Below are 19,118 nucleotides of genomic sequence, written 5' to 3' on the forward strand. Positions count from 1 at the left end.
ATTGTCCCCCTTGCATGCATCCCCATCCCTTTCACAGTTCGCTCATCAACATGTAGCGGAAGGGCTGTTGCGGCGCACACTTATTCGATACCGTAGGGTCGTTCCGCCTCGGGCGGCGCATCGGGGGGCGAAACGGGATGTCGCGTGGCGGCCTCCCGCCGACCAGCCTCCCCTCAAACTCCACCGGGTTTCCGGCCCCTGCTGCAAGCGATCGGAGCGTATGGATAAAATTCGGGATTTCATCGAGAACCAGTTTCTGATCGAGTTCGACGACTCGTTTCCCGAGGACTCCGATCTGTTCAAGGAGGGCGTGATGGACTCCTTCGGCTATGTGCAGTTGATCCGCTTTCTGGAGCAGGAGTTCGACATCCGCTTCACCGAGCAGGAAATGACCGGCGACGTGCTGGTCAGCCTCGTCCAGATCCGCGACACCGTGGCCCAAAAGGTCGCTGCCCGCGCGGCGGGCTAATCGCCGGGCGCCAGACGCCAGCAAGCAACGATCGACCAGGGGGCAAGCGACTTCATGTGCGGCATCGCCGGTTTCCTCAGTGCCGCCCCCATCTCAGGGGATCAGGGCGCCCGGATCCGCGCCATGCTCGCGGCAATCGCCCATCGCGGACCGGACGGCGCCGGCTATCTGGTGGACGACGGTTTCGCCATGGGCACCGTGCGCCTCGCCATTCTCGATCCGGCGGCCGGGCTGCAACCGGTCAGCGACGAAAGCGGGCGCTACTGGCTCTGCTACAATGGCGAGGTCTACAACTACCGGGAGCTGCGCGAGACGCTTGTCAGTCTCGGCCATGTCTTCCGCACCGGCTGCGACACGGAAGTCGTGCTGCGCGCCTGGATCGCCTGGGGACCGGACTGCCTGACGCGCTTCAACGGCGGCTTCGCCTTCGCGCTCTACGACCGCGAGCGGCGAGAGCTGTTCCTGGCGCGCGACAAATACGGCAAGCGCCCGCTCTTTCTCGCCCAGCATGGCGAGACCATCCTCTTCGCCTCCGAGATGAAGGCCTTCCTCGCCGTTCCGGGGTTCCGGTTCGAGCAGGACCTGAAACAACTGGCCTCCATTCTCGGCCAGTGGACGCCGCTGCCGCACCAGTCGGGCTTCCGGGGCATCGAGAGCCTGCCGATGGGAGAATGGGCAAGGGTGCGCGAGGGGCGGATCGAGCGCTTCGCCTATGACACTCTGTCCTTCGCGCCGACCGAGGCCGTCGCCAGCGAAGGGGATGCCATCGAGCGGATCCGAGAGCGCATGACGGATGCGGTGTCCCTGCGCCTGCGCAGCGATGTCGAAGTCGGCGTCTATCTCAGCGGCGGAGTGGACTCGGCCATCGTCGCCGCGCTCGCCCGCGAGTTGACCCCGCATCCGCTCTCCACCTTCTCAGTCGAGTTCGAGGATACGGAGTTCGACGAATCCGCCGAGCAGCGCCTCGTCGCGGAGCACCTGGGCACCCGCCATCACGCCCGCCGCATCAGCCATGCCGATATCGCCGAGGCCTGCCCCGATGCGGTCTATCACGCGGAAGTTCCCGCCTTCCGCAGCGCCTTCATCCCGATGTTCCTGCTGTCGCAGCGCACCCGCGAGGCGGGCATCAAGGTCATTCTCAGCGGCGAAGGCGCCGACGAGGCCTTTCTCGGCTACGACCTGTTCAAGGAAACCCTGCTGCGCGCCGCGTGGAACGAGCTTCCAGAGGACGTGCGGCGCAGCCGGCTGGAGCGGCTCTACCCGCATCTCGCCCATTACGGGCCGAAGGACATTGCCGCCGTCACCGGGCTCTACCACCAGTTCTCGGCTGAGAAGATGCCGGGCCTCTTCTCGCATGAGCTGCGCTTCCAGAACGGTCAGTTCTCGGCCCGCCTGCTGAACGCGCCCAGCGATCCCTTTGCCGAGATTTCGGCGCTCGTTGCCGGCAGCCCCGAGTTCGGCTCGATGAGCGCGGTCGAAAAGGCGCAGTGGCTGGAATACAAGACCTTGCTGCCCGGCTACCTGCTGTCGACCCAGGGCGACCGCATGAGCCTTGCCCACGGGGTGGAGAACCGCTGCCCGTTCCTCGATCCGTCCGTGATCGGGCTCGCCGCCTCCGTCAACCTGCGCTTCGACGACGGGTTCACCGAGAAACGGCTGTTGCGCGAGGCCTTCCGCGACCGGCTGCCCGGCGCCGTCGCCGACAAGCGCAAGTTCCCCTACCGGGCACCGGACGCGGCCGCCTTCGCCGCGCGCCGGCCGGACTATCTCGATCTCGTCCTGTCGGAGAGCGAACTGGCGAACCTGCCCTTCCTCAATGCGAAATTCGCCCAGCGCCTTGCCGCCAAGGTGCTGACCAGGCCGGCCGAGGAGGTCAGCACCAAGGAAAACCAGACCTTCCTGTTCCTGCTCTCCATCGCCCTGCTCGACCGGTTCTTCGTGCGCAGGCAGGGCCTCGGACAGGCAGGAACCTCAGGCGCCCTACCGCCGCTGCAACGCGCGGTGGACCTGCGCGAGGAGGCCGCGCCTCACGCCTCCCAGGGGAACTTGGCGTCCCTCACGTAGCGGCGGATATCGGCCCGGATCCGCGGATCGGCGAACATCTCGCGATTGGCGGCGAGCGCCGCTTCGCGCTGCCCCTCAAGGTCATCGAGCCCCGCACCGGCATGTGCCTTGAAGCGGGCGATGCCCGCCCGTCCCGGCAGCCGCAGCCGCATCAGGTGCTGGCGCAGGACCTCGTCGGCCCGCTCGCCCAGCGCATCGACCAGCCCGAAGGACAGGGCATCGCGCGCGCCCACCGGCCGCGTCATCAGCGTCATGTAGCGGGCGCGCTGCGCCCCCACGCGGCGCGCCAGGAACGGCAGCACGCAGGCCGGATAGAGGCCGAACAGCAGCTCCGACAGGGCAAAGCTCGCGGTCTCGTCCGCGATCACGATATCGGCGGCCGCCGCCAGTCCGACGCCCCCGGCATTGGCCCTGCCGCGCACCACGCTCACGGTCACAAACGGCCCGCGCGCCATGCGCAGCCACAGATCGTAGAGCGGCGCCGGGTCCATCGGCTCGGCATCCTCGGCGACCGCGTCGAAATCGCCGCCCATGCAGAAGACGTCGTCGCTGCTCTCCAGCACCGCGACCGTGACGGGCCGGCCATCCGCCCCCTCGCCCGCCTCGCAAAGGTCGAAGGCCGCCTGGAGCTCCGAGACCATCTGCGGTGTGATGCTGTTGCCCGCCTGCGGCCTTGCGAAGCGGATGCGGCAAATGCCTTGAGCGATGTCGCAGGAGATCGTCGAGAACTCTGTCATGCCGCACCTCCCTCCGGCGCCCCGAAGACCAGCGCGATATTGCTGCCGCCAAAGCCGAAGGAGAGTTTCAGCGCATGGCGGATGCGGTGTTCCTGCGCCGCGCCCCGTACCCAGCCGAAACCCTCGTCCAGCGGCGTCTCGAGATACAGCACCGGGTGCAGCAGCCCCTCGCGCATCTGGATCAGCACGGCTGCCGCCTCGACCGCGCCGGCCGCGCTCAGCCCATGGCCGATGATCGACTTGGTGGCGTTGACCCGCGCATGGGCGAGGCCGAGCCGGCGCAGGGTCTCAAGCTCGGCGTCGTCGCCGGAGGGCGTTCCGGTAGCATGGCCGTTGACATAGTCGATGTCGGCGGCCGCCAGTCCGGCGGCGGCCAGCGCGTCTTGCGCGGCGCGCACCTGCCCGTCGGAGTTCGGCTCCGGCCCTCGACTGCCATCGGCGCAAAAGCCCGCTCCCAGCACGCGGCCATAGATCGTGTCCCCGGCATGCTCCGGCCGGGTGATGACCAGCGCGGCGCAGGCCTCGCCATAGAGGAAGCCATCATGGCCCCTGTCCATCGGCCGGCAGACTGACCCCGCGCCCAGCGCGCCGAGCGCCCGGAAGCCCTGCAGGTCCATCAGGGACACGTCCTGCAAAGCGCCGAGGGCGATACAGGCGTCGACCCTGTCGCTCGACACGGCCTCGACCGCCGCGACGATGGCGGCCGCGCCGCTCGCCGAGGCCGCGCCGATCGTGTGGGCAAAGCCGCGGATCGGAAACTGCGAGGCGCACAGGCCGCAGATATCGGTATCGAGGAAGACATGGCCGTGGCGCGGCGGCAGAAAGTCCAGCCGCTCGGCATAGTCGCGCAGGCTCAAGAGTTGCTCGCGCGCCATCAGGTTCGTTCCGCCGATGATCAGGCCGATGCGCTCAGGCGCCACGCGGTCCAGCCCCGCCTCGCGCCAGGCCTCGTCGAGGACGGCGACCGCGGCGCGCCCGCTGAGGCCGGCGGTGCGCTCGATCCGGGGCGGCAGGATCGAGGGCGGATCGGGCATTTCGACGCCGAAGAACGGCGGGCTGCTGTCGCCGCGTTGCCGGCCGGGACGGGCAAGCAGCGCGAAGACGCTCCGCCCCTCGAACAATCCCTGCCGGAACGCGTCCTTGCCATGGCCGAGGCCGCTGGCGACCCCGATGCCGGTGACGACGGGCGGACGGGCGTCAGGCCTTGGACTTGGCATGCAGCAGATCGGCCAGTTCGCCGATGTTGCGGGGGCCGTGCAACTGGACCATCGGCACTTTCAGGCCGAGGACCTCCAGCGTTGCCAGGATGACCTCGCTGCGCTCGATGGAATCGACCCCGAGATCGGCCATGGAATCGGCGCGGGTGATCGGCTGCGCCTCCAGCTCCGGCACGGTGCTGCGGATCTCGGCAATGATGATCTCGGCAATCCGGTCGCTGTCCAACTCGCCCCCTTTTCCGGCTCCGTCGCTGTCGCGGCAGCCCGGCTCAGATCCAGATATACTTGCGGTGGTAGCCGACGACCGCATCCAGCACAAGCCGGTCGCCTGCCGCATCAACCGGCCAGGCATCCGGCACGATCTGGTGGTTCAGTTCCGCGTCCCTGGTGCCGAAGCGAACGACGCTCTCGCCGCGCAGCAGGGTCTCGTAGTCCGCGATGGTGAGGCGATGGCGGCGGTCGAGTGCGGCCGGGATCCGCATCGCGCGCAGCCGCGCCTGGCTCTCCGGCGTCACCACGCCGCTGTAGAATTCCGAGCAGCAGCCCGAGCCGTAGGAGAACAGGCCGACCCGCATCGGCGCATTGATTTCTGCCGTCTCCAGCATGCCGGCCAGCGCCACGAAGACCGAGCCCCCGGCGGTGTTGCCGACCCGCTTGCCGAAGGCAAGGCTCGGCGCGAGGCGCGCCTGGAAGTCGGCCTCGATCTCCTTGGGCGGCGCCTTGTAGAGCCGGCGCATCAGGTGCCGGTGGGCGCCCTTGACCATGCCACCGAACGGCGTGTGGAAGCACAGTTGGCCGAAGCTTTCGCGGAAATCGACCTTCTCCACCCGGCGGCTGTAGTCGCGGAACGCGCCCTCGCAGCAGTCGAGATAGGCCATCAGCGACAGGTCCGCGTCGCCCGCCTCCGTGTCAGGACCCGGGCGGCAGGTGTCCATCACCTCGAAGGCATGATTGCCATAGGCGCCCGGATCGATGCGCAGCACATGCGGCGTGTCGGAGACCAGCATCGCCACCGCGCCGGCACCGGAACTCGGCTCCGAATAGGCCCATTCCTCGATAGCGCCGGCATCGGCGAGCGCGAAGCGGGAAATGTCGGTCCCAACCACCAGGGCCTTGGCGCCGGGCGAGGTCTGCGCCAGCACGAAATTCACCGCCATCTGCAAGCCGGCGGTCCCGGAATAGCAGGCCTGCTTGATCTCGAAGAGCCGGCAGTTGGACGGCAGGTCCAGATGCGCATGCACATAGGTGCTGAGCGACTTGCCGAAGTCGATGCCGGACTCGGTGCAGGTCACCACCATCTCGATGCGGGCGCGCTCCTCCGGCGCCAGCGCATCGATCAGCGGCCGGGCCGCATTGACCGCGAAGGTGACCGGGTCCTCGTAAGGAAGCGCCACCGTCTTTTCCTGCATCAGCAGGTTCTCGAAGCGGGGCATGTCGAGACCGCGATGCAGGCACAGCTCCTTGACGTCGAGACAGGCCATGCCGCCATAGACGTTCATCGCCTCGATGCCGGCGGCGCGGGCCTCGATGCCGACGGCACGGGTCATGCAGCACCTCCAACGCGGACCGGCAGCCGGCCGAGCCCGCGGGCGTTGAGCCGGTCGAGCCGCCACTCGGGCTCGCCCGCCAGTTCGATGGAGCCGTAGCGGTCAAGCAGGGCGGAAAAGGCGATCTGCGCCTCCAGCCGCGCCAGCGGCGCGCCGATGCACACATGCGGGCCGGATCCGAAGGTGAGCTGGGCATTGGCGGGGCGACCGATATCGACCTCGTCGGCGCGCTCGAAGCGGGCCGGATCGCGGTTGATCGCGCCGATGAGGCCGAGCACCGGGGCGCCGGCCGGGATCAGCGTGCCCTCGACCTCGACGTCCTCGCGCGCCACCCGCAGGATCATGTTGCCGCCCGGCTCCATGCGCAGGAACTCCTCGATGGCGGTGCGCAGCAGGCTGCGGTCGGCCCGCAGCCGCGCCATCTCGCCGGGGTGCCGGAGAAGCAGCAAAAGGCCGTTGCCGATCAGCGTCACTGTGGTCTCGTGGCCCGCGACCAGCATGGAGACGAGATTGGTCAGCGTCTCCTCCTCGTCGAGCGTGCCGTCGTCCTGGGCGCGGATCGCAAGATCCATCAGACTGTCGCCGGGGCGCGCACGGCGGGCGGCGATGTGCTCGCGCAGGAAGGCCTTGAACTCGGTCAGCGCCTCCAGCGCTTCGCTCTTCTGGTCCGGCGTCATCAGGATATCGCCGATGCGGATCAGCGAGGCGCTCCAGCGCGCGACCGTCTCGTCGAGGCTCTGCGGAATGTCGAAGAGCTTGCACAGGACCCGCAGCGGCAGGGGGCCGGCAAAGGCCTCGATGATGTCGACGGTCCCCTCGCGCGGCATCGCCTCCAGAAGCTGCGCCGCCTCGGCCTCGACCAGGGCGCCAACGTCGCGCACCGCCTGCGAGCGGAAGGCCGGCTCGTAGACCTTGCGCATGCGCGCGTGCTCGGCGCCGTCGCAATTGATCATCTGCGGCTGGAACTCGCTGAACAGGCGGTAGCCGACGGGGTCGTGCACCCGGTAGTCCGGCGCGGTCCAGCCGTTCTTCCAGTGGCGGGTGTCGCGGCCGAGTTCCGAGGACTTCGCGACCTTCAGGAAGGCGCGGTGCCCGAGCACGAAATAGACGCCGGAGGCCTCGTCGAGATGGACGGGCCCGAGCGCCTGCAGCCGCTTCAGCTCACTGTAAGGGTCCTCCAGGAAGGCCCGATCGGTGAGGATGCCCCACCAGTCGATCCGCTCGCCCTGCGTTTCCGCGCCGCGCTCGCTCATGTGCCCGTCCCCTATCGTGCCGCGTAGAGATGAAAAACCGCCGCCCCGCCCTCGGCGAGCGGATGCGCGTCGGTCGTCACCCGGTAACCGCGCGCCTTCAGGCCGGCGGCGATCTCCTCCAGCTTCGGCCGGCCCAGATGCACCTCGACCATCAATTGGCGGATGCGCGGCCAGTCGGCGTCGGTGATGCCGGCAAGCACCTCCTCCTCGGCCCCTTCCGTATCGATCTTCAACAGGTCGATCGTCTCGACACCGTAGGCAGCCATCTGCGACGACAGCGTGTCGATGCGGGCCCGCACCCGCTCCACCCGGAGCAGGTCGTCGAGAAAGCCCTCCGTCCGCGCCAACTCGCCCGCGCCGGTCCGCTCGATCACCGCGCGCACCGCCTCGCCGGCGCTTCCCGTGAGAAGATCGCGGATGCCGCCGGCCATCCGCGCGCCGACATCGCTATGCGCCGTCGACAGTGCCGCGACGCCGGGGAAGTAGTCGAACGCCACCTCGCTGGCCTCGGCGCCAAGTCCCAGCGGGACGGCAACGGCCTGCGGCTGGATCAGCGCCATATTGCGCTCCAGCGCTGCGAAGACCTGTGGCACCGGCTCGAAGGCGAAGATGCGCGCGGACGGCGCCTGCTGGCGCAGATGCAGCGAGAACAGGCCGATATTCGCGCCGACATCGAAGACCGCTCCGTCCGGCTGCAATGTCAGGCCATGGGCTGCAAGATCCTGCGAAAAGATCTCGTGTACCGCGAAATCAACCTCGTAGGGGTTGATGCAGGCGATTTCCCGGCCGTCGGGCAGCAGGGCTTTCTTCAAGGTCACGGGGCCGTCCATCCGGGTCGGGAAGAATCGCGACGCCCCTTGAGGGTTGACGTCGGCTGCGAGTGTTCCCCATGTGAAAACAGGGGTCAAGGAACGATCCCGGTTATGGTTCCCGCCAAGGCTCCTCATGAAACTGCGCGCCATCAGCGACCTGCATCTCGCCAGCCCGGCCAACCGCGACGCGCTGCTGGCGCTGCCGGATTATGCCGACGACTGGCTGATTCTCGCCGGCGATGTCGGCGAGCGGTTCGACCAGATGCGGCTTGCCTTCACCGAACTGACGAAGCGCTTCGCGCGGGTGTTCTGGGTGCCGGGGAACCACGACCTGTGGGCGATCCCGGAGGAGGCCGGCCTGCCGGCTCTGGTGGGAGAGGAGCGCTACCGCCGCCTTGTCGCCACCGCCCGCGCGCACGGCGTCGTGACGCCCGAGGACCCTTACCAGATCTGGACCGGCGACGGCGGCCCCTGCGCCATCGCGCCGCTGTTCCTGCTCTACGACTACAGTTTCCGCCCGGCCCATGTCAGCCGCGACGGCGTCGTCGGCTGGGCGCGGGAGACGGGCTCGGTCTGCGCCGACGAGATGTTCCTCAATCCCTCGCCCTTCGCCTCGCGCGAGGCCTGGTGCGCCGAGCGCCTGCGGCACACGGAGGCGCGGCTGGCCGCCCTGCCCGCCGACATGCCGACCGTGCTGATCAACCATTTTCCGCTGCGCGAGGACCTGATCCACATTCCGCGGGCGCCGCGCTTCACCCCCTGGTGCGGCACCCGCGCAACCTTCGACTGGCACCGGCGGTTCAACGCGCGGGCGGTGGTCTCGGGCCATCTGCATGTGCGGCGCACCGACTGGCGCGACGGCACGCGCTTCGAGGAGGTCTCGCTCGGCTATCCGCGCCAGTGGGACCAGGCGCGCGGCATGGCCGCCTATATCCGCGAGGTGCTGCCCGGTCCCGCTCAGCCGGAGGACGAACTCGCCGCGCCGAGGTTCCGCAAATAGTCGAGCGGCGCCGCGCCGATCTCCATCGACAGGCGCTCGGGATGCGGATGGCGCACGCCGACCGCCAGCTTGTGACGGTCGGTCGGTTTCAGGTGCCGGAAGCGCCAGAGCGCCGCATCGTCCGCCGCGATGTTGTCGAAGCGGATCAGCGGCGGCTCCAGGGTGAAGGCGAAGGCATCGAGCGGCTGCGACAGACCCTTGCCGATGGCCTTCACATAGGCCTCCTTCAGCGTCCAGAAGGTGAGGAAGATCTCGGTCTTGCGCTCGCTCGGCGTGGCGGCAAGCAAGGCGCGCTCGTCGGCGGCGAAGACGCGCTTGGCAAGCTGGTCGACGTCGTTGACCCGCTCCAGCCATTCGACATCGACGCCGACATCATTGTCGACCGTGAGCGCCACGGCCGCCAGCTCACGCGTGTGGGAGAGGTTCACCCGCAGGCGCGGCAGGCCGGCGGGCGGCGTCACCTCCGGCTTGCCGTGATCGCCGGCGGTGAAGCGCCAGTCGCGTGCCGGCAGGCCGGTCCACCAGGTCAGGAGGCCGCGCGTCAGCGCATGGGCGGCGATGTAGACATCCCGGTCGCGGTCGAAGTGGAAGCGGGTGGAGCGCTCCAGCTCGCTGTCTTCCAGCAGGCTTTCGAGCAGGCCCCAGTCGTCCTCGCGGATGCTCTTCAGGTCCAGCCACCAGACGGTGACGTGATCGCGCCCTGCGGCGAGCTTGTCGCGAAAGGGCGAGCCGTGCGAGATAGGCTGCTCCTGCTTCGCGCCGCCCTGCCAGGATTCCTGCATGCCGCCTGCTCCCAAGTCCCTGCCGCTCGTCTTCTGCTTCGCCGGCCAGGGCTCGCAGTATTACCACATGGCCGCCGACCTTCTTGCCGAAGAACCGGTGTTCAGGCAATGGATGGACATTGGCGATGCCATCGTGCGCGACCGGCACGCCTTCTCGCCGCTCGCCGAGATCCATGCAAGCGGACGGCGCGCCAGCGGGCCCTTCGACCGGCTGGAGCACACCCATCCGGCGATCTTCATGACCCAGTTCGCCATGGCCAAGCTGCTACAGCACAAGGGGATCCGCCCCGACATGCTGCTCGGCGTCAGCCTCGGCGAGTTCGCCGCGATGAGCGTTGCCGGGATGGTGCCGTTCGAGACAGCGCTTGCCGCCGTCGCCCGCCAGCCGCGCCTGTTCCTGGAAAGCTGCGCGCCCGGCGCGCTGATCGCCGTGCTCGGCCCGCCGTCCCTGCGCGAGAGCGAGCCACGGCTCGGCACCTTGAGCGAGCTTGCCGGCATCAACGCCGAACGCCACCATGTCCTGGCGATGCCGGGCGAGAATGCCGCGGAGGTCGAGGCGATCCTCACCCGGCTCGACGCGCCGTTCCAGCGGCTGCCGGTGCCCTTCGCCTTTCACTCGCGCTGGATCGAGCCGGCGCGCACGGGCGTTGTCGCCGATGCGGCGAGCGAGCGGCTGGAAAGCCCGTTCTGGCCAGTCTGGTCGGCCTGCCTCAGTGCGCCGGTGCAGCCCGGCGTTGCGGATCTCGCCTGGCGGATCGTCCGCGAGCCGATGCGCCTTGGCGCAACAGTGGCGGCGATCGAGGCACAGGGCGGCGCCCATTACATCGATCTCAGCGCCACAAGCAGCCTCGCGGCGATCATTCGGCAGGATCTCGGCGAGGCCTCGCGATCGCGCATCAGCGCAGTGCTGTCGCCCTTCGGCGGCAACCTGCGGCGCCTCGCCAAGCTGCTGGAGACGGCCTGATCCCTGAGGTCAGCCCTCCATGATGTCGCGCAGGAAGTCGATGAAGCGCGGATTGGTGCCATAGGCGACGTTGACGCGGATCGCCGCGCGGCCGCGCCCTGCCCGCTCAGCCGCCGTACGATCCGGCGTGAACACGCTGCCCGGCGCCAGGAAGATGCTGCGTTCCGCCGCCTTGCGGCACAGCTCCATCTCGTCGATGCCTTCGGGAAACTCGGCCCACAGGTAGAAGCCCGGCGTCACGCTGGCGCGCACCGTCAGCCCCAGCGCCTCCAGTTGCGCCAGCGAGGCCTTGTGCGCCTCCTCGACGCGCGTCCGCAGTCGCCGCAGATGGCGCAGGTAGTGGCCGTCCTGGATCAGCTTGAAGACGAATCGCTCGACATAGTCGGCCGTCGCCACGCTCGTCAGCATCTTGAGATTGCCGAGCGAGGCGATGATCGACGGGTGCCCGGCGACGAAACCGCAGCGCAGGCTCGCCGACAGGGTCTTGGAGAAGGTGCCGACATAGAGCACCCGGTTGAGCTGGTCGAGCGCGGCAAGGCGCGGCAGAGTCGCCGGCAGGATGTCGCCGAGCACGTCGTTCTCCACCAGCAGGAAACCCCAGCGCTCGGCGAGCCGCATCAGCCCGAAGGCCACCGCCGGCGACAGCGAGCCGCCGGTCGGATTGTGGGCCAGCGACTGGGTGAAGAAGATCTTCGGCCGGTGGATGGCGAGCTTGGCGGCAAGGTCTTCCAGGTCCGGCCCGTCCTGGGCGCGGCGGATGCCGACCATCCGTGCCTTCGCCAGCGTCAGCTTGCCGAACAGCGGATAGTAGCCGGGATCGTCGACAAACACCGTGTCGCCGGGCTCGATCAGGTGCCGGATGATCAGATCGAAGCCGTGATTGACCCCGTGGGTGAGCAGCAGCCCGTCCGGCTGCACCGCGATCGCCCGCTCCATCAGCAGCACCCGCAGCCGCTGGCGCAGCGGCGCATAGCCCCAGGAACTGCCATAGCCGAAATCGACGGAGGACGGGCCCGCCGTCTTGAACACCGAGAAATAACGCTTGAGCTCGGAGCCCTCCATCCAGAAGGGCGGCGGACGGCCGTCGCCGGGGCGCACCTCGTAATGCTGGTCGAGCTGTTCGCGCAGCAAGGAGACCACATCGACGGCGGCCGCCACATGCGGCGCCGGCGGCACGGAACGCGGCGGCTGGAACTGGGCGACGTAATATCCGGAGCCGGCCCGGGATTCGAGCAGGCCCCGAGCCACCAGCCGGTCATAGGCCTCGGCCATGGTGTTCTTGGAAACGCCGTGTTCGCGCGCCGCCTGGCGCACGGAGGGCAGCCGCTCGCCCGCCTTGTAGGCGCCGGCGGACAGCAACCCGCTGACATGGCTGACGATCGTATCCGCCCTGGAACGCCTTGGCATGCCTCGTTTCCCGCACACTGTCCCAATGATGGAACTGGGACAGTCATCGCAAATTTGACAGGAACTGTCCCTTGATTGTCCCAGTCATTCTTAGGACAGTTCGCGGACATAACAAACCGACTATCCGGGAGGATGCACATGAAGGATGTTTCCAGACGCCGTTTTCTCGCCGCTTCCGCCATTGGCGGCGGTGTGCTTGCCATGCCCGCGGTCGCCCGCGCGCAGGAGGCCGTCGAGTGGCGCATGCAGGCGCTGTGGGACGGTGGCACGACGCCGTTCGAGTTCGAGAAGGCCTTCGTCGCCCGTGTTGCGGAACTGACCGACGGCAAGTTCGACATCAAGCTGTTCTCCGCCGGACAGCTCGTACCGGCGGCGCAGGCCTTCGATGCCGTGCGCAGTGGCGCCTTCCAGATGATGAAGACCTTCGACGGCTATGAGGCGGGCAAGATCCCGGCCTTCGCCTTCACCTCGACGATTCCCTTCGGTTTCCCGGAAGCCGACCAGTACGAGGCCTGGTTCTACGAACTCGGCGGCCTCGACATGGCGCGCGAGGCCTATGGCAAGGCCGGCCTCTCCTACATCGCCCCGACCGTCTACGGCGAGGAGCCGATGCACTCGACCGTCAAGATCGAGAGCATTGCCGAGATGGCCGGCAAGAAGGGCCGCTTCGTCGGCCTCGCCTCCGCGGTGATGGGCGATCTCGGTGTCGCCGTCGCGCCGATGGCGACCGCCGACGTCTATTCCGGCCTGGAGAAGGGCCTGATCGACTTCGCCGACCGCGGCGACCTGACCGCCAATTTCGAGGCCGGTCTCGGCGAGGTGGCGAAGTTCATCATCCTGCCGGGCGTGCATCAGCCGACCACCGCCACCAGCTATGTCGCCAACACGGCCGCCTTTGAGGCCCTGCCGGCCTCCTTCAAGGCGGCGCTGGCGGTTGCCGCGCGCGAGATTTCCGGCTCGCTGCGCCAGCGCATCCTGGTGCAGGACACGCTCGTGCTCGACAAGTATCGCGCGCAGGGCGTCGAGGTGATCCATCTCGATCCGGCCGACATCGCCGAGGCGCGCGTCAAGGCGGTCGCCTCCTGGACCACGGCAACCAAGGGCGACGCGCTCGCCACCCGGATCGTCGAGAGCCAGACCGCCTTCATGCAGTCGCTCGGGCTTCTCTGAGCCCTTCCTCCCCGGCGGGCGGCGCCCTTGCGTCGCCCGCCGTTTTGCTGCGTCCTGCCTGACCCACAGCAGACGGTCACCGACAGCAGGCTTTCTTCATGACCCCAGTTTTCAATTTCGTCACCGGCCTCAACCGGATCCTCTTCGGCATTGCCGCCCTTGCGATCTTCGCCGTGGTGCCGATGCTGCTCTACGAGGTCGTCGCCCGCTATGCCTTCCAGGCGCCAACCGTCTGGGCGATGGAGGCGAGCACGCTCCTGTTCGGTCCGCATTTCATGCTGGCCGGCCCCTATCTGCTGCATCTGCGCGGGCATGTCGCTGTCGACATCTTTAGCGAACGCAGCTCAGGCCGCACGCGCAAGGCGCTGGAAATATTCAGCTTCCTGGTGATCGCGATCTTTGCTGCGGTGTTCGGCTGGGTGAGCTGGCCGCTCGCGGTCAATGCCTTCCAGTTCGGCGAGACCAGTTTCTCCGCCTGGAACCCGCCGATCTGGTGGGTCAAGTTCATCGTTCCCTTCGCCTTCCTGATGCTTTTCGCCCAGGCGCTCGTCGAAGCTGGCATGGCACTGCGCACGCCCTCCGCCGCCGCCGGCAAGGAGGCCCGCCCGTGAGTTCCGAACTCGTTCTCTTGGTGATGTTCAGCGGCCTTGTCGGCCTGCTGCTCACCGGCCTGCCCCTCGCCTTCGTTCTCGGCTCGCTGGCGCTGTTCTTCACCGTCGTCCTGTGGGGACCGTCGGCGCTGACCGTCACCGTGCTGAACCTCTACGACACGATGCGCTCGGAATCGCTGCTGGCGATCCCGCTCTATGTGATGATGGCCAGCGTGCTGCAGCGCTCCGGCGTGATCGAAAGCCTTTACAACGCGATGGAGATCTGGTCGCGGCGCCTGCCGGGCGGCCTTGCCGTCGGCACCGTGGCGATCTGCACGATCATCGCCGCCATGACCGGCATCGTCGGCGCGGCCGTCGCCGCCATGGGCATGCTGGCGCTGCCATCGATGCTGAGACGCGGCTACCAGCCGGAACTGGCCATCGGCACGATCTGCGCCGGCGGCACGCTCGGCATTCTCATTCCGCCATCGGTGATCACCATCGTCTACGCGGTGACGGCGCAGGCCTCCATCGGCCAGATGTTCATCGCCGGCGTGGTGCCGGGGCTGCTGCTGGCCTCGCTCTATATCGGCTATATCGTGCTGCGTTCGGCGCTGAACCCGTCGATCGCCCCGCGCCCGACGGACGACGACGAGATCACTTGGGCCATGCGGCTCGGCGCGCTGAAGTCGCTGATCCTGCCGATGCTGATCATCGTCGGCGTGCTCGGCACGATCTACATGGGCATCGCCACCCCGACCGAGGCGGCGGCCGTCGGCGTCGCGCTCGCCTTCGTCTCGGCGCTGCTCGAGCGCCGCTTCAACGGCGAGCTGATCACCGGCGTCGCGCTCGACGTGGTCAAGGTGACGACGATGATCCTGTGGATCACCATCGGCGCGCGCGCCTTCGTGGCGATCTTCACCGGCACGGGCGGGGCCGACTTCCTGCTCGGCTTCATCCAGGACCTCGACACCAACCGCTGGCTGGTGCTGGCTGTGATGCTGGCGATCCTGTTCTTTCTGGGCATGTTCCTGGACGAGATCGGCATCATCCTGCTGTGCGTGCCGGTGTTCCTGCCGGTCATCGACTTCCTTGGCTTCGACCGGCTGTGGTTCGGCATCCTGTTCCTCGTGTCGGCGCAGATGGCCTATATCTCGCCGCCCTTCGGCTACACGCTTTTCTACATGAAGGGGGTGCTGCCCGCCGGCATCGGCATGGGCACGGTCTACCGCGCCATCATCCCTTTCATGCTTCTCCAGGCCCTCGGCATCCTGATCTGCGCCATGTTCCCCGAACTGGTGCTGTGGCTGCCGAAATCCATGATCCAGTAAGACTTTACCCAGGACAGGACTGACCATGAGCGACGCGCGATCTTCCCGTATCGAAGGTCTCCACAAGATGACGCCGGCTGAGCGCCTTCAGGCGGTGGCCGCCAAGGCCGGCCTTGGCAACGAGGCGATCGCCAATTTCGCGACTGCCGCGGAAGGCCGGATCGAGCTGGCCGACCGGCTGGTCGAGAACGCGATTTCCAGCATCGCCATTCCGATCGGCGTCGCCACCAACATGATCGTCGACGGCCGCGAGGTCCTGGTGCCGATGGCGACGGAGGAGTCCTCCGTCATCGCCGCGGTCTGCAACGCGGCCAAGCGCTGCCGGCCGACGGGGGGCTTCTTCACCTCCTCGTCGGGGCCGGTGATGGCGGCACAGATCCAGTTGCTCGGCGCCAGCGATCCGGAGCAGGTGCGCCTCAAAGTCTATGAACGCATTGAGGAAATTCGCGCGATCTGCGACGAGACCGACCCGCTTCTGGTCAAGCTCGGCGGCGGTTTCCGCGACATCGAGGTGCGGGTGATCGAGACGGCCGAAGGGCCGATGACCATCGTCCACATCATCGTCGACACGCGCGACGCGATGGGCGCCAACGCGGTCAACAGCATGGCCGAGGCGCTGGCGCCGCGGCTGGTGGAGTGGACCGGCGCCCGCAGCCTGCTGCGGATCCTGACGAACCTCGCCGACCGCCGCGTGGTGCGGGCCCGCGCGGTGTGGCCGCTGGAGGAGATCGGCGGCGAAGAGGTGCGCGACGACATGATCTCGGCCTATCATTTCGCCGATGCGGACCCCTATCGCGCCGCCACCCACAACAAGGGAATCATGAATGGTGTCAGTGCGGTAGTGCTGGCCACCGGCAACGATACCCGCGCCATCGAGGCCGGCGCCCACGCCTTCGCCGCGCGCAAGGGCCACTATGGCTCGATGTCGCGCTGGGAGGAGGACGCGGACGGCAATCTGGTCGGCATCCTGGAGATGCCGATGGCCGTCGGCCTGATCGGCGGCGCCACCAAGATCCACCCGACCGCGCAGGCCTGCCTCAAGCTCCTGGGCGTGGATAGCGCCGACCAACTGGCGCGGATCATCGTCGCCATCGGCCTTGCGCAGAACTTCGCGGCGATGCGGGCGCTGGCGACCACCGGCATCCAGAAGGGCCACATGGCGCTGCATGCCCAGAACGTCGCCCTGCTGGTCGGCGCGGTCGGGGATGAAATCGACCAGGTGGCCCGCGAACTCAAGGCGCGCGGCAAGGTTCGCCAGGATATCGCCGAGGAAATCCTCGCCGCCTTGCGCGCCGGAAAATAGGCCGGAGCGGATGAGCGAGCCCGTCACCATCGTCGAAGTCGGCCCGCGCGACGGGCTGCAGGCGCGCAAGGAACCGATCGCGACGGCGGCGCGCATCGGCCTTGTCGAGCACCTGCGGCGGGCGGGGATAAGGCGGATCGAGGTCGGCTCGTTCGTCTCGCCAAAAGCCGTGCCGCGGATGGCCGACACCGCCGAGGTGATGGCCGCGACGGGCTCGCGCGAGCGGGACGGCGACATGGTGCTCATCGCCAACGAGCGCGGCCTTGAGCAGGCCATCGAACACGGCGCCCGCGCGGTCGCCGTGTTCACCGCCGCGAGCGACGCGTTCGCCGAAAAGAACATCGGCTGTACCGTCACCGAGTCGCTCGCCCGCTTCCGGCCGCTCGTTGAAAAAGCGAAAGATTACAATATCTTCGTGCGCGGCTACGTGTCGACGATCACCGATTGTCCCTATGCCGGGCGGGTCGCGCCGGCCAGGGTCGCGGAGGTGTCGCGGGCGCTTCGCGACATGGGCTGCGGCGAGATTTCGCTTGGCGAAACGCTCGGAAAAGCAACGCCGGCGCGCATCGCCGCGGTCGTCGAGGCGGTCGCCGGACACGTTCCGCTCGCAGACCTTGCCGCGCATTTTCACGACACCTACGGTATGGGCATCGCCAATGTCGCCGAGGCGCTGCGGCTCGGAATTCGCACCGTCGATGCGGCGGCCGGCGGGCTCGGCGGCTGCCCCTTCGCGCCGGGAGCGGCCGGCAACGTCGCCACCGAGGACGTGCTCTATCTGCTCCTAGGCGATTGTTACGACTGCGAAATCTCGATGGATCCGCTGCTCGACGCGGTCGCCTTCATCGCGCGCGAGATGGGCATCCGCCCGACCAGCCGGGTCTACAAGGCGCTGCGCGGCAGTTCCTGATAGGCGCCTAAAACCGGCGCGACAGCCGTCTCGAAAATTGAGACGGATTTTGCAAAATTCCGTCTCAATATCGCGCGAAATTGCGTTTTGCCTCTCGAAATCGGCAAAGGCGGCGAGCCGCCCGAATTCTGCCCGGATGTCGCTGGCGCGGCGCCGGAGCGGGTCGGTCGCGCGTCGGCCGGGACGGCTCATATGACGTTACGTAATGCCAAATTGGGTCACGTCAGCGACAGGCGCTGCGCGAAGGCGCGCAGCCGCGCGACCGGGTCGGAGCCCGGCCGGGTCGCGGCCGGATCGGTGCCGATCAGCGTCACGACCGCCTGCGCCTCGCCCTGCCAGTCGAGGATCGGCGCGGCAATCGCCACGAGACCGGGGATAAACCGGCCGTCGACGGTGGCATAACCGGCGGCGCGGGTCGCCTGGCGCAGATCGGCGACGCCCTCGGTTGTGGCGGTCAGGTCGGAGATGAGGTTCGGGTTGTGGCGCGCGTGCTGCAACTCGACCTCCAGCGCCTGCTGGATCGCGCCCTGGGGCGCCCAGGCGAGGAAGGCGCGACCGGTCGCCGAGTTGAGCAGCGGCAGCGTCGTGCCGAGCCCCATCGAGGTTATCACCGGCGAGGCCGTGCGCTCCCAGCGGATGACCGTGGCGCCCTGGTTGCCCCAGACCGACAGCAGGCCGGTGAGGCCGGTCTCGCCGCACAGGTCCGGCAGTTCCTCCGCCGTGCGGTTGACGAAGTCGTGCCGGGCCAGGGCGGCAAGGCCGAGACGCACGGCGCCGGCGCCGAGATCGTACTTGCCGGAGCGGCCGGCCTGCTCGACCAGCCCGGCATGCAGGAACGAGGCAAGGTAGCGATGCGCCTTGCTGAGCGGCATGCCGCAATCGCGGGCGATCTCCGACAGGGCCATGGGGCGGCTGTAGCCGGTCATCACCCGGAGCAGCCGCAGCGCCGCGTCGAGCGACTGTATGCCGCCGGAGGGCTCGCCGTCTTCCGTCTCACCCTGCCTGTTTTTCATGGTCTTCCAGCACATCGCGCAGCGCATCGAGTCGCGCCGCCATCATACCGTCCGGGCCTTGCGCGAACAGTCCCCTGGTCTCGTGGCCGAGCGCCACCAGCCGGTCGTTCGAGCCGATCCGATAGGCGAGCCGCACCGCCCGCTCCTTCCACTCCTCCACCGCCAGCTCGACCGTCAGCCGGTCGCCCTCGCGGATCGGCGCCAGGAAGCGGGCCGAAACCTCCATGACGCCGATGCCGCGCGCGCCAAGCCGCGCGCACAGGGCGGCATGACCGCCGAACTCCCAGAGCCAGTCGTGAAAGGTCCGGTCCAGCCAGCCGAGAATGTTCGGATAGAAGGCGATCCCCGCCGGATCGCAGTCGCCGAAGCTGGCGCGGGTCGAGAAACTGTGGGCTGGCCGGCTCATAATTCCACCATATGAAAGATGTTGCATATTGTGGAATTGTTTGTATCTTCCCCTCCCACGCTTGTCGAGAGGGAAAGGGAGGAGCATGCGCGGGCTTTCCAAGGTCGAGGTGCTGGGCGGCGGCCCGGCCGGGCTGTACACGGCGA

Annotated in this window: 19 protein-coding genes; 9 read left to right on the forward strand and 10 right to left on the reverse strand. The window is 68.0% G+C overall.

Annotation, left to right across the window (positions count from 1 at the left end):
* Positions 1-220: 220 nt before the first annotated feature.
* Positions 221-469 (forward strand): phosphopantetheine-binding protein, encoded by a 249-nt coding sequence (locus tag TSB10GB4_RS15185; RefSeq protein ID WP_186396399.1) that lies wholly within the window; start codon positions 221-223, stop codon positions 467-469.
* A 54-nt stretch (positions 470-523) separates the two neighbouring features.
* Complete coding sequence (gene asnB, locus TSB10GB4_RS15190) at positions 524-2,533, forward strand: asparagine synthase (glutamine-hydrolyzing) (RefSeq protein ID WP_186396400.1); 2,010 nt, start codon at positions 524-526, stop codon at positions 2,531-2,533.
* Here asnB and TSB10GB4_RS15195 read toward each other — a convergent pair.
* Genes TSB10GB4_RS15195 through TSB10GB4_RS15220 form a run of 6 tightly spaced genes read right to left on the reverse strand, consistent with a single transcriptional unit; the run spans position 2,497 to position 8,105 of the window.
* On the reverse strand, positions 2,497-3,270 hold the full coding sequence (locus tag TSB10GB4_RS15195; protein WP_186396401.1) for an enoyl-CoA hydratase/isomerase: 774 nt from the start codon (positions 3,268-3,270) through the stop codon (positions 2,497-2,499). The genes asnB and TSB10GB4_RS15195 overlap by 37 nt on opposite strands.
* Positions 3,267-4,487, reverse strand: coding sequence for a beta-ketoacyl synthase N-terminal-like domain-containing protein (locus TSB10GB4_RS15200; protein ID WP_186396402.1), 1,221 nt, complete (start codon positions 4,485-4,487; stop codon positions 3,267-3,269). Before TSB10GB4_RS15200 ends, TSB10GB4_RS15195 begins: the two co-directional genes overlap by 4 nt.
* Positions 4,468-4,713: an acyl carrier protein gene (locus tag TSB10GB4_RS15205; RefSeq protein WP_186396403.1), complete on the reverse strand. Its 246-nt coding sequence runs from the start codon at positions 4,711-4,713 to the stop codon at positions 4,468-4,470. The genes TSB10GB4_RS15200 and TSB10GB4_RS15205 overlap by 20 nt, the downstream gene beginning before the upstream one ends.
* 43 nt (positions 4,714-4,756) lie before the next feature.
* Positions 4,757-6,034, reverse strand: a complete 1,278-nt coding sequence (locus TSB10GB4_RS15210) for a hydroxymethylglutaryl-CoA synthase family protein (RefSeq protein ID WP_186396404.1) — start codon at positions 6,032-6,034, stop codon at positions 4,757-4,759.
* A complete protein-coding gene (locus TSB10GB4_RS15215; RefSeq protein WP_186396405.1) occupies positions 6,031-7,287 on the reverse strand; it encodes a cytochrome P450 in 1,257 nt (418 codons plus the stop codon). The genes TSB10GB4_RS15210 and TSB10GB4_RS15215 overlap by 4 nt, the downstream gene beginning before the upstream one ends.
* Positions 7,288-7,298: 11 nt before the next feature.
* The gene (locus TSB10GB4_RS15220) at positions 7,299-8,105 is read right to left on the reverse strand and encodes an FkbM family methyltransferase (protein ID WP_186396406.1); all 807 of its coding nucleotides are present in this window, start codon (positions 8,103-8,105) and stop codon (positions 7,299-7,301) included.
* A gap of 127 nt (positions 8,106-8,232) precedes the next feature.
* Here TSB10GB4_RS15220 and TSB10GB4_RS15225 point away from each other — a divergent pair, with 127 nt between their 5' ends.
* The gene (locus TSB10GB4_RS15225; protein ID WP_186396407.1) at positions 8,233-9,099 is read left to right on the forward strand and encodes a metallophosphoesterase; all 867 of its coding nucleotides are present in this window, start codon (positions 8,233-8,235) and stop codon (positions 9,097-9,099) included.
* Here TSB10GB4_RS15225 and TSB10GB4_RS15230 read toward each other — a convergent pair.
* The gene (locus tag TSB10GB4_RS15230; protein ID WP_186396408.1) at positions 9,057-9,881 is read right to left on the reverse strand and encodes a 4'-phosphopantetheinyl transferase superfamily protein; all 825 of its coding nucleotides are present in this window, start codon (positions 9,879-9,881) and stop codon (positions 9,057-9,059) included. The two genes, TSB10GB4_RS15225 and TSB10GB4_RS15230, sit on opposite strands and share 43 nt — an antisense overlap.
* Between TSB10GB4_RS15230 and TSB10GB4_RS15235 the strand changes: the two genes are divergently transcribed.
* Positions 9,880-10,845 carry an acyltransferase domain-containing protein gene (locus TSB10GB4_RS15235; RefSeq protein WP_186396409.1) on the forward strand — a complete coding sequence of 322 codons (966 nt, stop codon included), beginning with the start codon at positions 9,880-9,882 and terminating at the stop codon, positions 10,843-10,845. The two genes, TSB10GB4_RS15230 and TSB10GB4_RS15235, sit on opposite strands and share 2 nt — an antisense overlap.
* A 9-nt stretch (positions 10,846-10,854) precedes the next feature.
* Here TSB10GB4_RS15235 and TSB10GB4_RS15240 read toward each other — a convergent pair whose 3' ends face one another.
* A complete protein-coding gene (locus TSB10GB4_RS15240; protein ID WP_186396410.1) occupies positions 10,855-12,252 on the reverse strand; it encodes a PLP-dependent aminotransferase family protein in 1,398 nt (465 codons plus the stop codon).
* Between the two features lie 138 nt (positions 12,253-12,390).
* On the opposite strand from TSB10GB4_RS15240, the gene dctP reads away from it, so the two are divergent.
* The 5 genes from dctP (at position 12,391) to TSB10GB4_RS15265 (ending at position 17,553) form a co-directional block, all read left to right on the forward strand.
* Entirely contained in the window at positions 12,391-13,422 is a 1,032-nt protein-coding gene (dctP, locus tag TSB10GB4_RS15245; RefSeq protein ID WP_186396411.1) for a TRAP transporter substrate-binding protein DctP, read from the forward strand.
* Between the two features lie 98 nt (positions 13,423-13,520).
* Entirely contained in the window at positions 13,521-14,033 is a 513-nt protein-coding gene (locus tag TSB10GB4_RS15250) for a TRAP transporter small permease subunit (RefSeq protein ID WP_186396412.1), read from the forward strand.
* The gene (locus tag TSB10GB4_RS15255; protein WP_186396413.1) at positions 14,030-15,343 is read left to right on the forward strand and encodes a TRAP transporter large permease subunit; all 1,314 of its coding nucleotides are present in this window, start codon (positions 14,030-14,032) and stop codon (positions 15,341-15,343) included. The genes TSB10GB4_RS15250 and TSB10GB4_RS15255 overlap by 4 nt, the downstream gene beginning before the upstream one ends.
* A 25-nt stretch (positions 15,344-15,368) precedes the next feature.
* Entirely contained in the window at positions 15,369-16,646 is a 1,278-nt protein-coding gene (locus tag TSB10GB4_RS15260; protein WP_186396414.1) for a hydroxymethylglutaryl-CoA reductase, degradative, read from the forward strand.
* Positions 16,647-16,656: 10 nt separating this feature from the next.
* Positions 16,657-17,553: a hydroxymethylglutaryl-CoA lyase gene (locus TSB10GB4_RS15265; RefSeq protein ID WP_186396415.1), complete on the forward strand. Its 897-nt coding sequence runs from the start codon at positions 16,657-16,659 to the stop codon at positions 17,551-17,553.
* A gap of 218 nt (positions 17,554-17,771) precedes the next feature.
* On the opposite strand, the gene TSB10GB4_RS15270 is transcribed toward TSB10GB4_RS15265, so the two are convergent.
* Together TSB10GB4_RS15270 and TSB10GB4_RS15275 are read right to left on the reverse strand one after the other, a co-directional pair.
* Positions 17,772-18,566 carry an IclR family transcriptional regulator gene (locus TSB10GB4_RS15270; RefSeq protein WP_186396416.1) on the reverse strand — a complete coding sequence of 265 codons (795 nt, stop codon included), beginning with the start codon at positions 18,564-18,566 and terminating at the stop codon, positions 17,772-17,774.
* A complete protein-coding gene (locus TSB10GB4_RS15275; RefSeq protein ID WP_186396417.1) occupies positions 18,547-18,972 on the reverse strand; it encodes a thioesterase family protein in 426 nt (141 codons plus the stop codon). The genes TSB10GB4_RS15270 and TSB10GB4_RS15275 overlap by 20 nt, the downstream gene beginning before the upstream one ends.
* Between the last annotated feature and the right edge of the window lie 146 nt (positions 18,973-19,118).

The sequence above is a fragment of the Stappia sp. TSB10GB4 genome (assembly GCF_900185745.1).
In the GTDB taxonomy this organism is placed as follows: domain Bacteria; phylum Pseudomonadota; class Alphaproteobacteria; order Rhizobiales; family Stappiaceae; genus Stappia.

Coding starts and splice junctions, on each gene's coding strand:
- TSB10GB4_RS15185 (WP_186396399.1), top strand. CDS start 221: ATGGATAAAATTCGGGATTTCATCGAGAACCAGTTTCTGATCGAGTTC.
- asnB (WP_186396400.1), top strand. CDS start 524: ATGTGCGGCATCGCCGGTTTCCTCAGTGCCGCCCCCATCTCAGGGGAT.
- TSB10GB4_RS15195 (WP_186396401.1), bottom strand. CDS start 3,270: ATGACAGAGTTCTCGACGATCTCCTGCGACATCGCTCAAGGCATTTGC.
- TSB10GB4_RS15200 (WP_186396402.1), bottom strand. CDS start 4,487: ATGCCAAGTCCAAGGCCTGACGCCCGTCCGCCCGTCGTCACCGGCATC.
- TSB10GB4_RS15210 (WP_186396404.1), bottom strand. CDS start 6,034: ATGACCCGTGCCGTCGGCATCGAGGCCCGCGCCGCCGGCATCGAGGCG.
- TSB10GB4_RS15215 (WP_186396405.1), bottom strand. CDS start 7,287: ATGAGCGAGCGCGGCGCGGAAACGCAGGGCGAGCGGATCGACTGGTGG.
- TSB10GB4_RS15225 (WP_186396407.1), top strand. CDS start 8,233: ATGAAACTGCGCGCCATCAGCGACCTGCATCTCGCCAGCCCGGCCAAC.
- TSB10GB4_RS15235 (WP_186396409.1), top strand. CDS start 9,880: ATGCCGCCTGCTCCCAAGTCCCTGCCGCTCGTCTTCTGCTTCGCCGGC.
- TSB10GB4_RS15230 (WP_186396408.1), bottom strand. CDS start 9,881: ATGCAGGAATCCTGGCAGGGCGGCGCGAAGCAGGAGCAGCCTATCTCG.
- TSB10GB4_RS15240 (WP_186396410.1), bottom strand. CDS start 12,252: ATGCCAAGGCGTTCCAGGGCGGATACGATCGTCAGCCATGTCAGCGGG.
- dctP (WP_186396411.1), top strand. CDS start 12,391: ATGAAGGATGTTTCCAGACGCCGTTTTCTCGCCGCTTCCGCCATTGGC.
- TSB10GB4_RS15250 (WP_186396412.1), top strand. CDS start 13,521: ATGACCCCAGTTTTCAATTTCGTCACCGGCCTCAACCGGATCCTCTTC.
- TSB10GB4_RS15260 (WP_186396414.1), top strand. CDS start 15,369: ATGAGCGACGCGCGATCTTCCCGTATCGAAGGTCTCCACAAGATGACG.
- TSB10GB4_RS15265 (WP_186396415.1), top strand. CDS start 16,657: ATGAGCGAGCCCGTCACCATCGTCGAAGTCGGCCCGCGCGACGGGCTG.
- TSB10GB4_RS15270 (WP_186396416.1), bottom strand. CDS start 18,566: ATGAAAAACAGGCAGGGTGAGACGGAAGACGGCGAGCCCTCCGGCGGC.
- TSB10GB4_RS15275 (WP_186396417.1), bottom strand. CDS start 18,972: ATGAGCCGGCCAGCCCACAGTTTCTCGACCCGCGCCAGCTTCGGCGAC.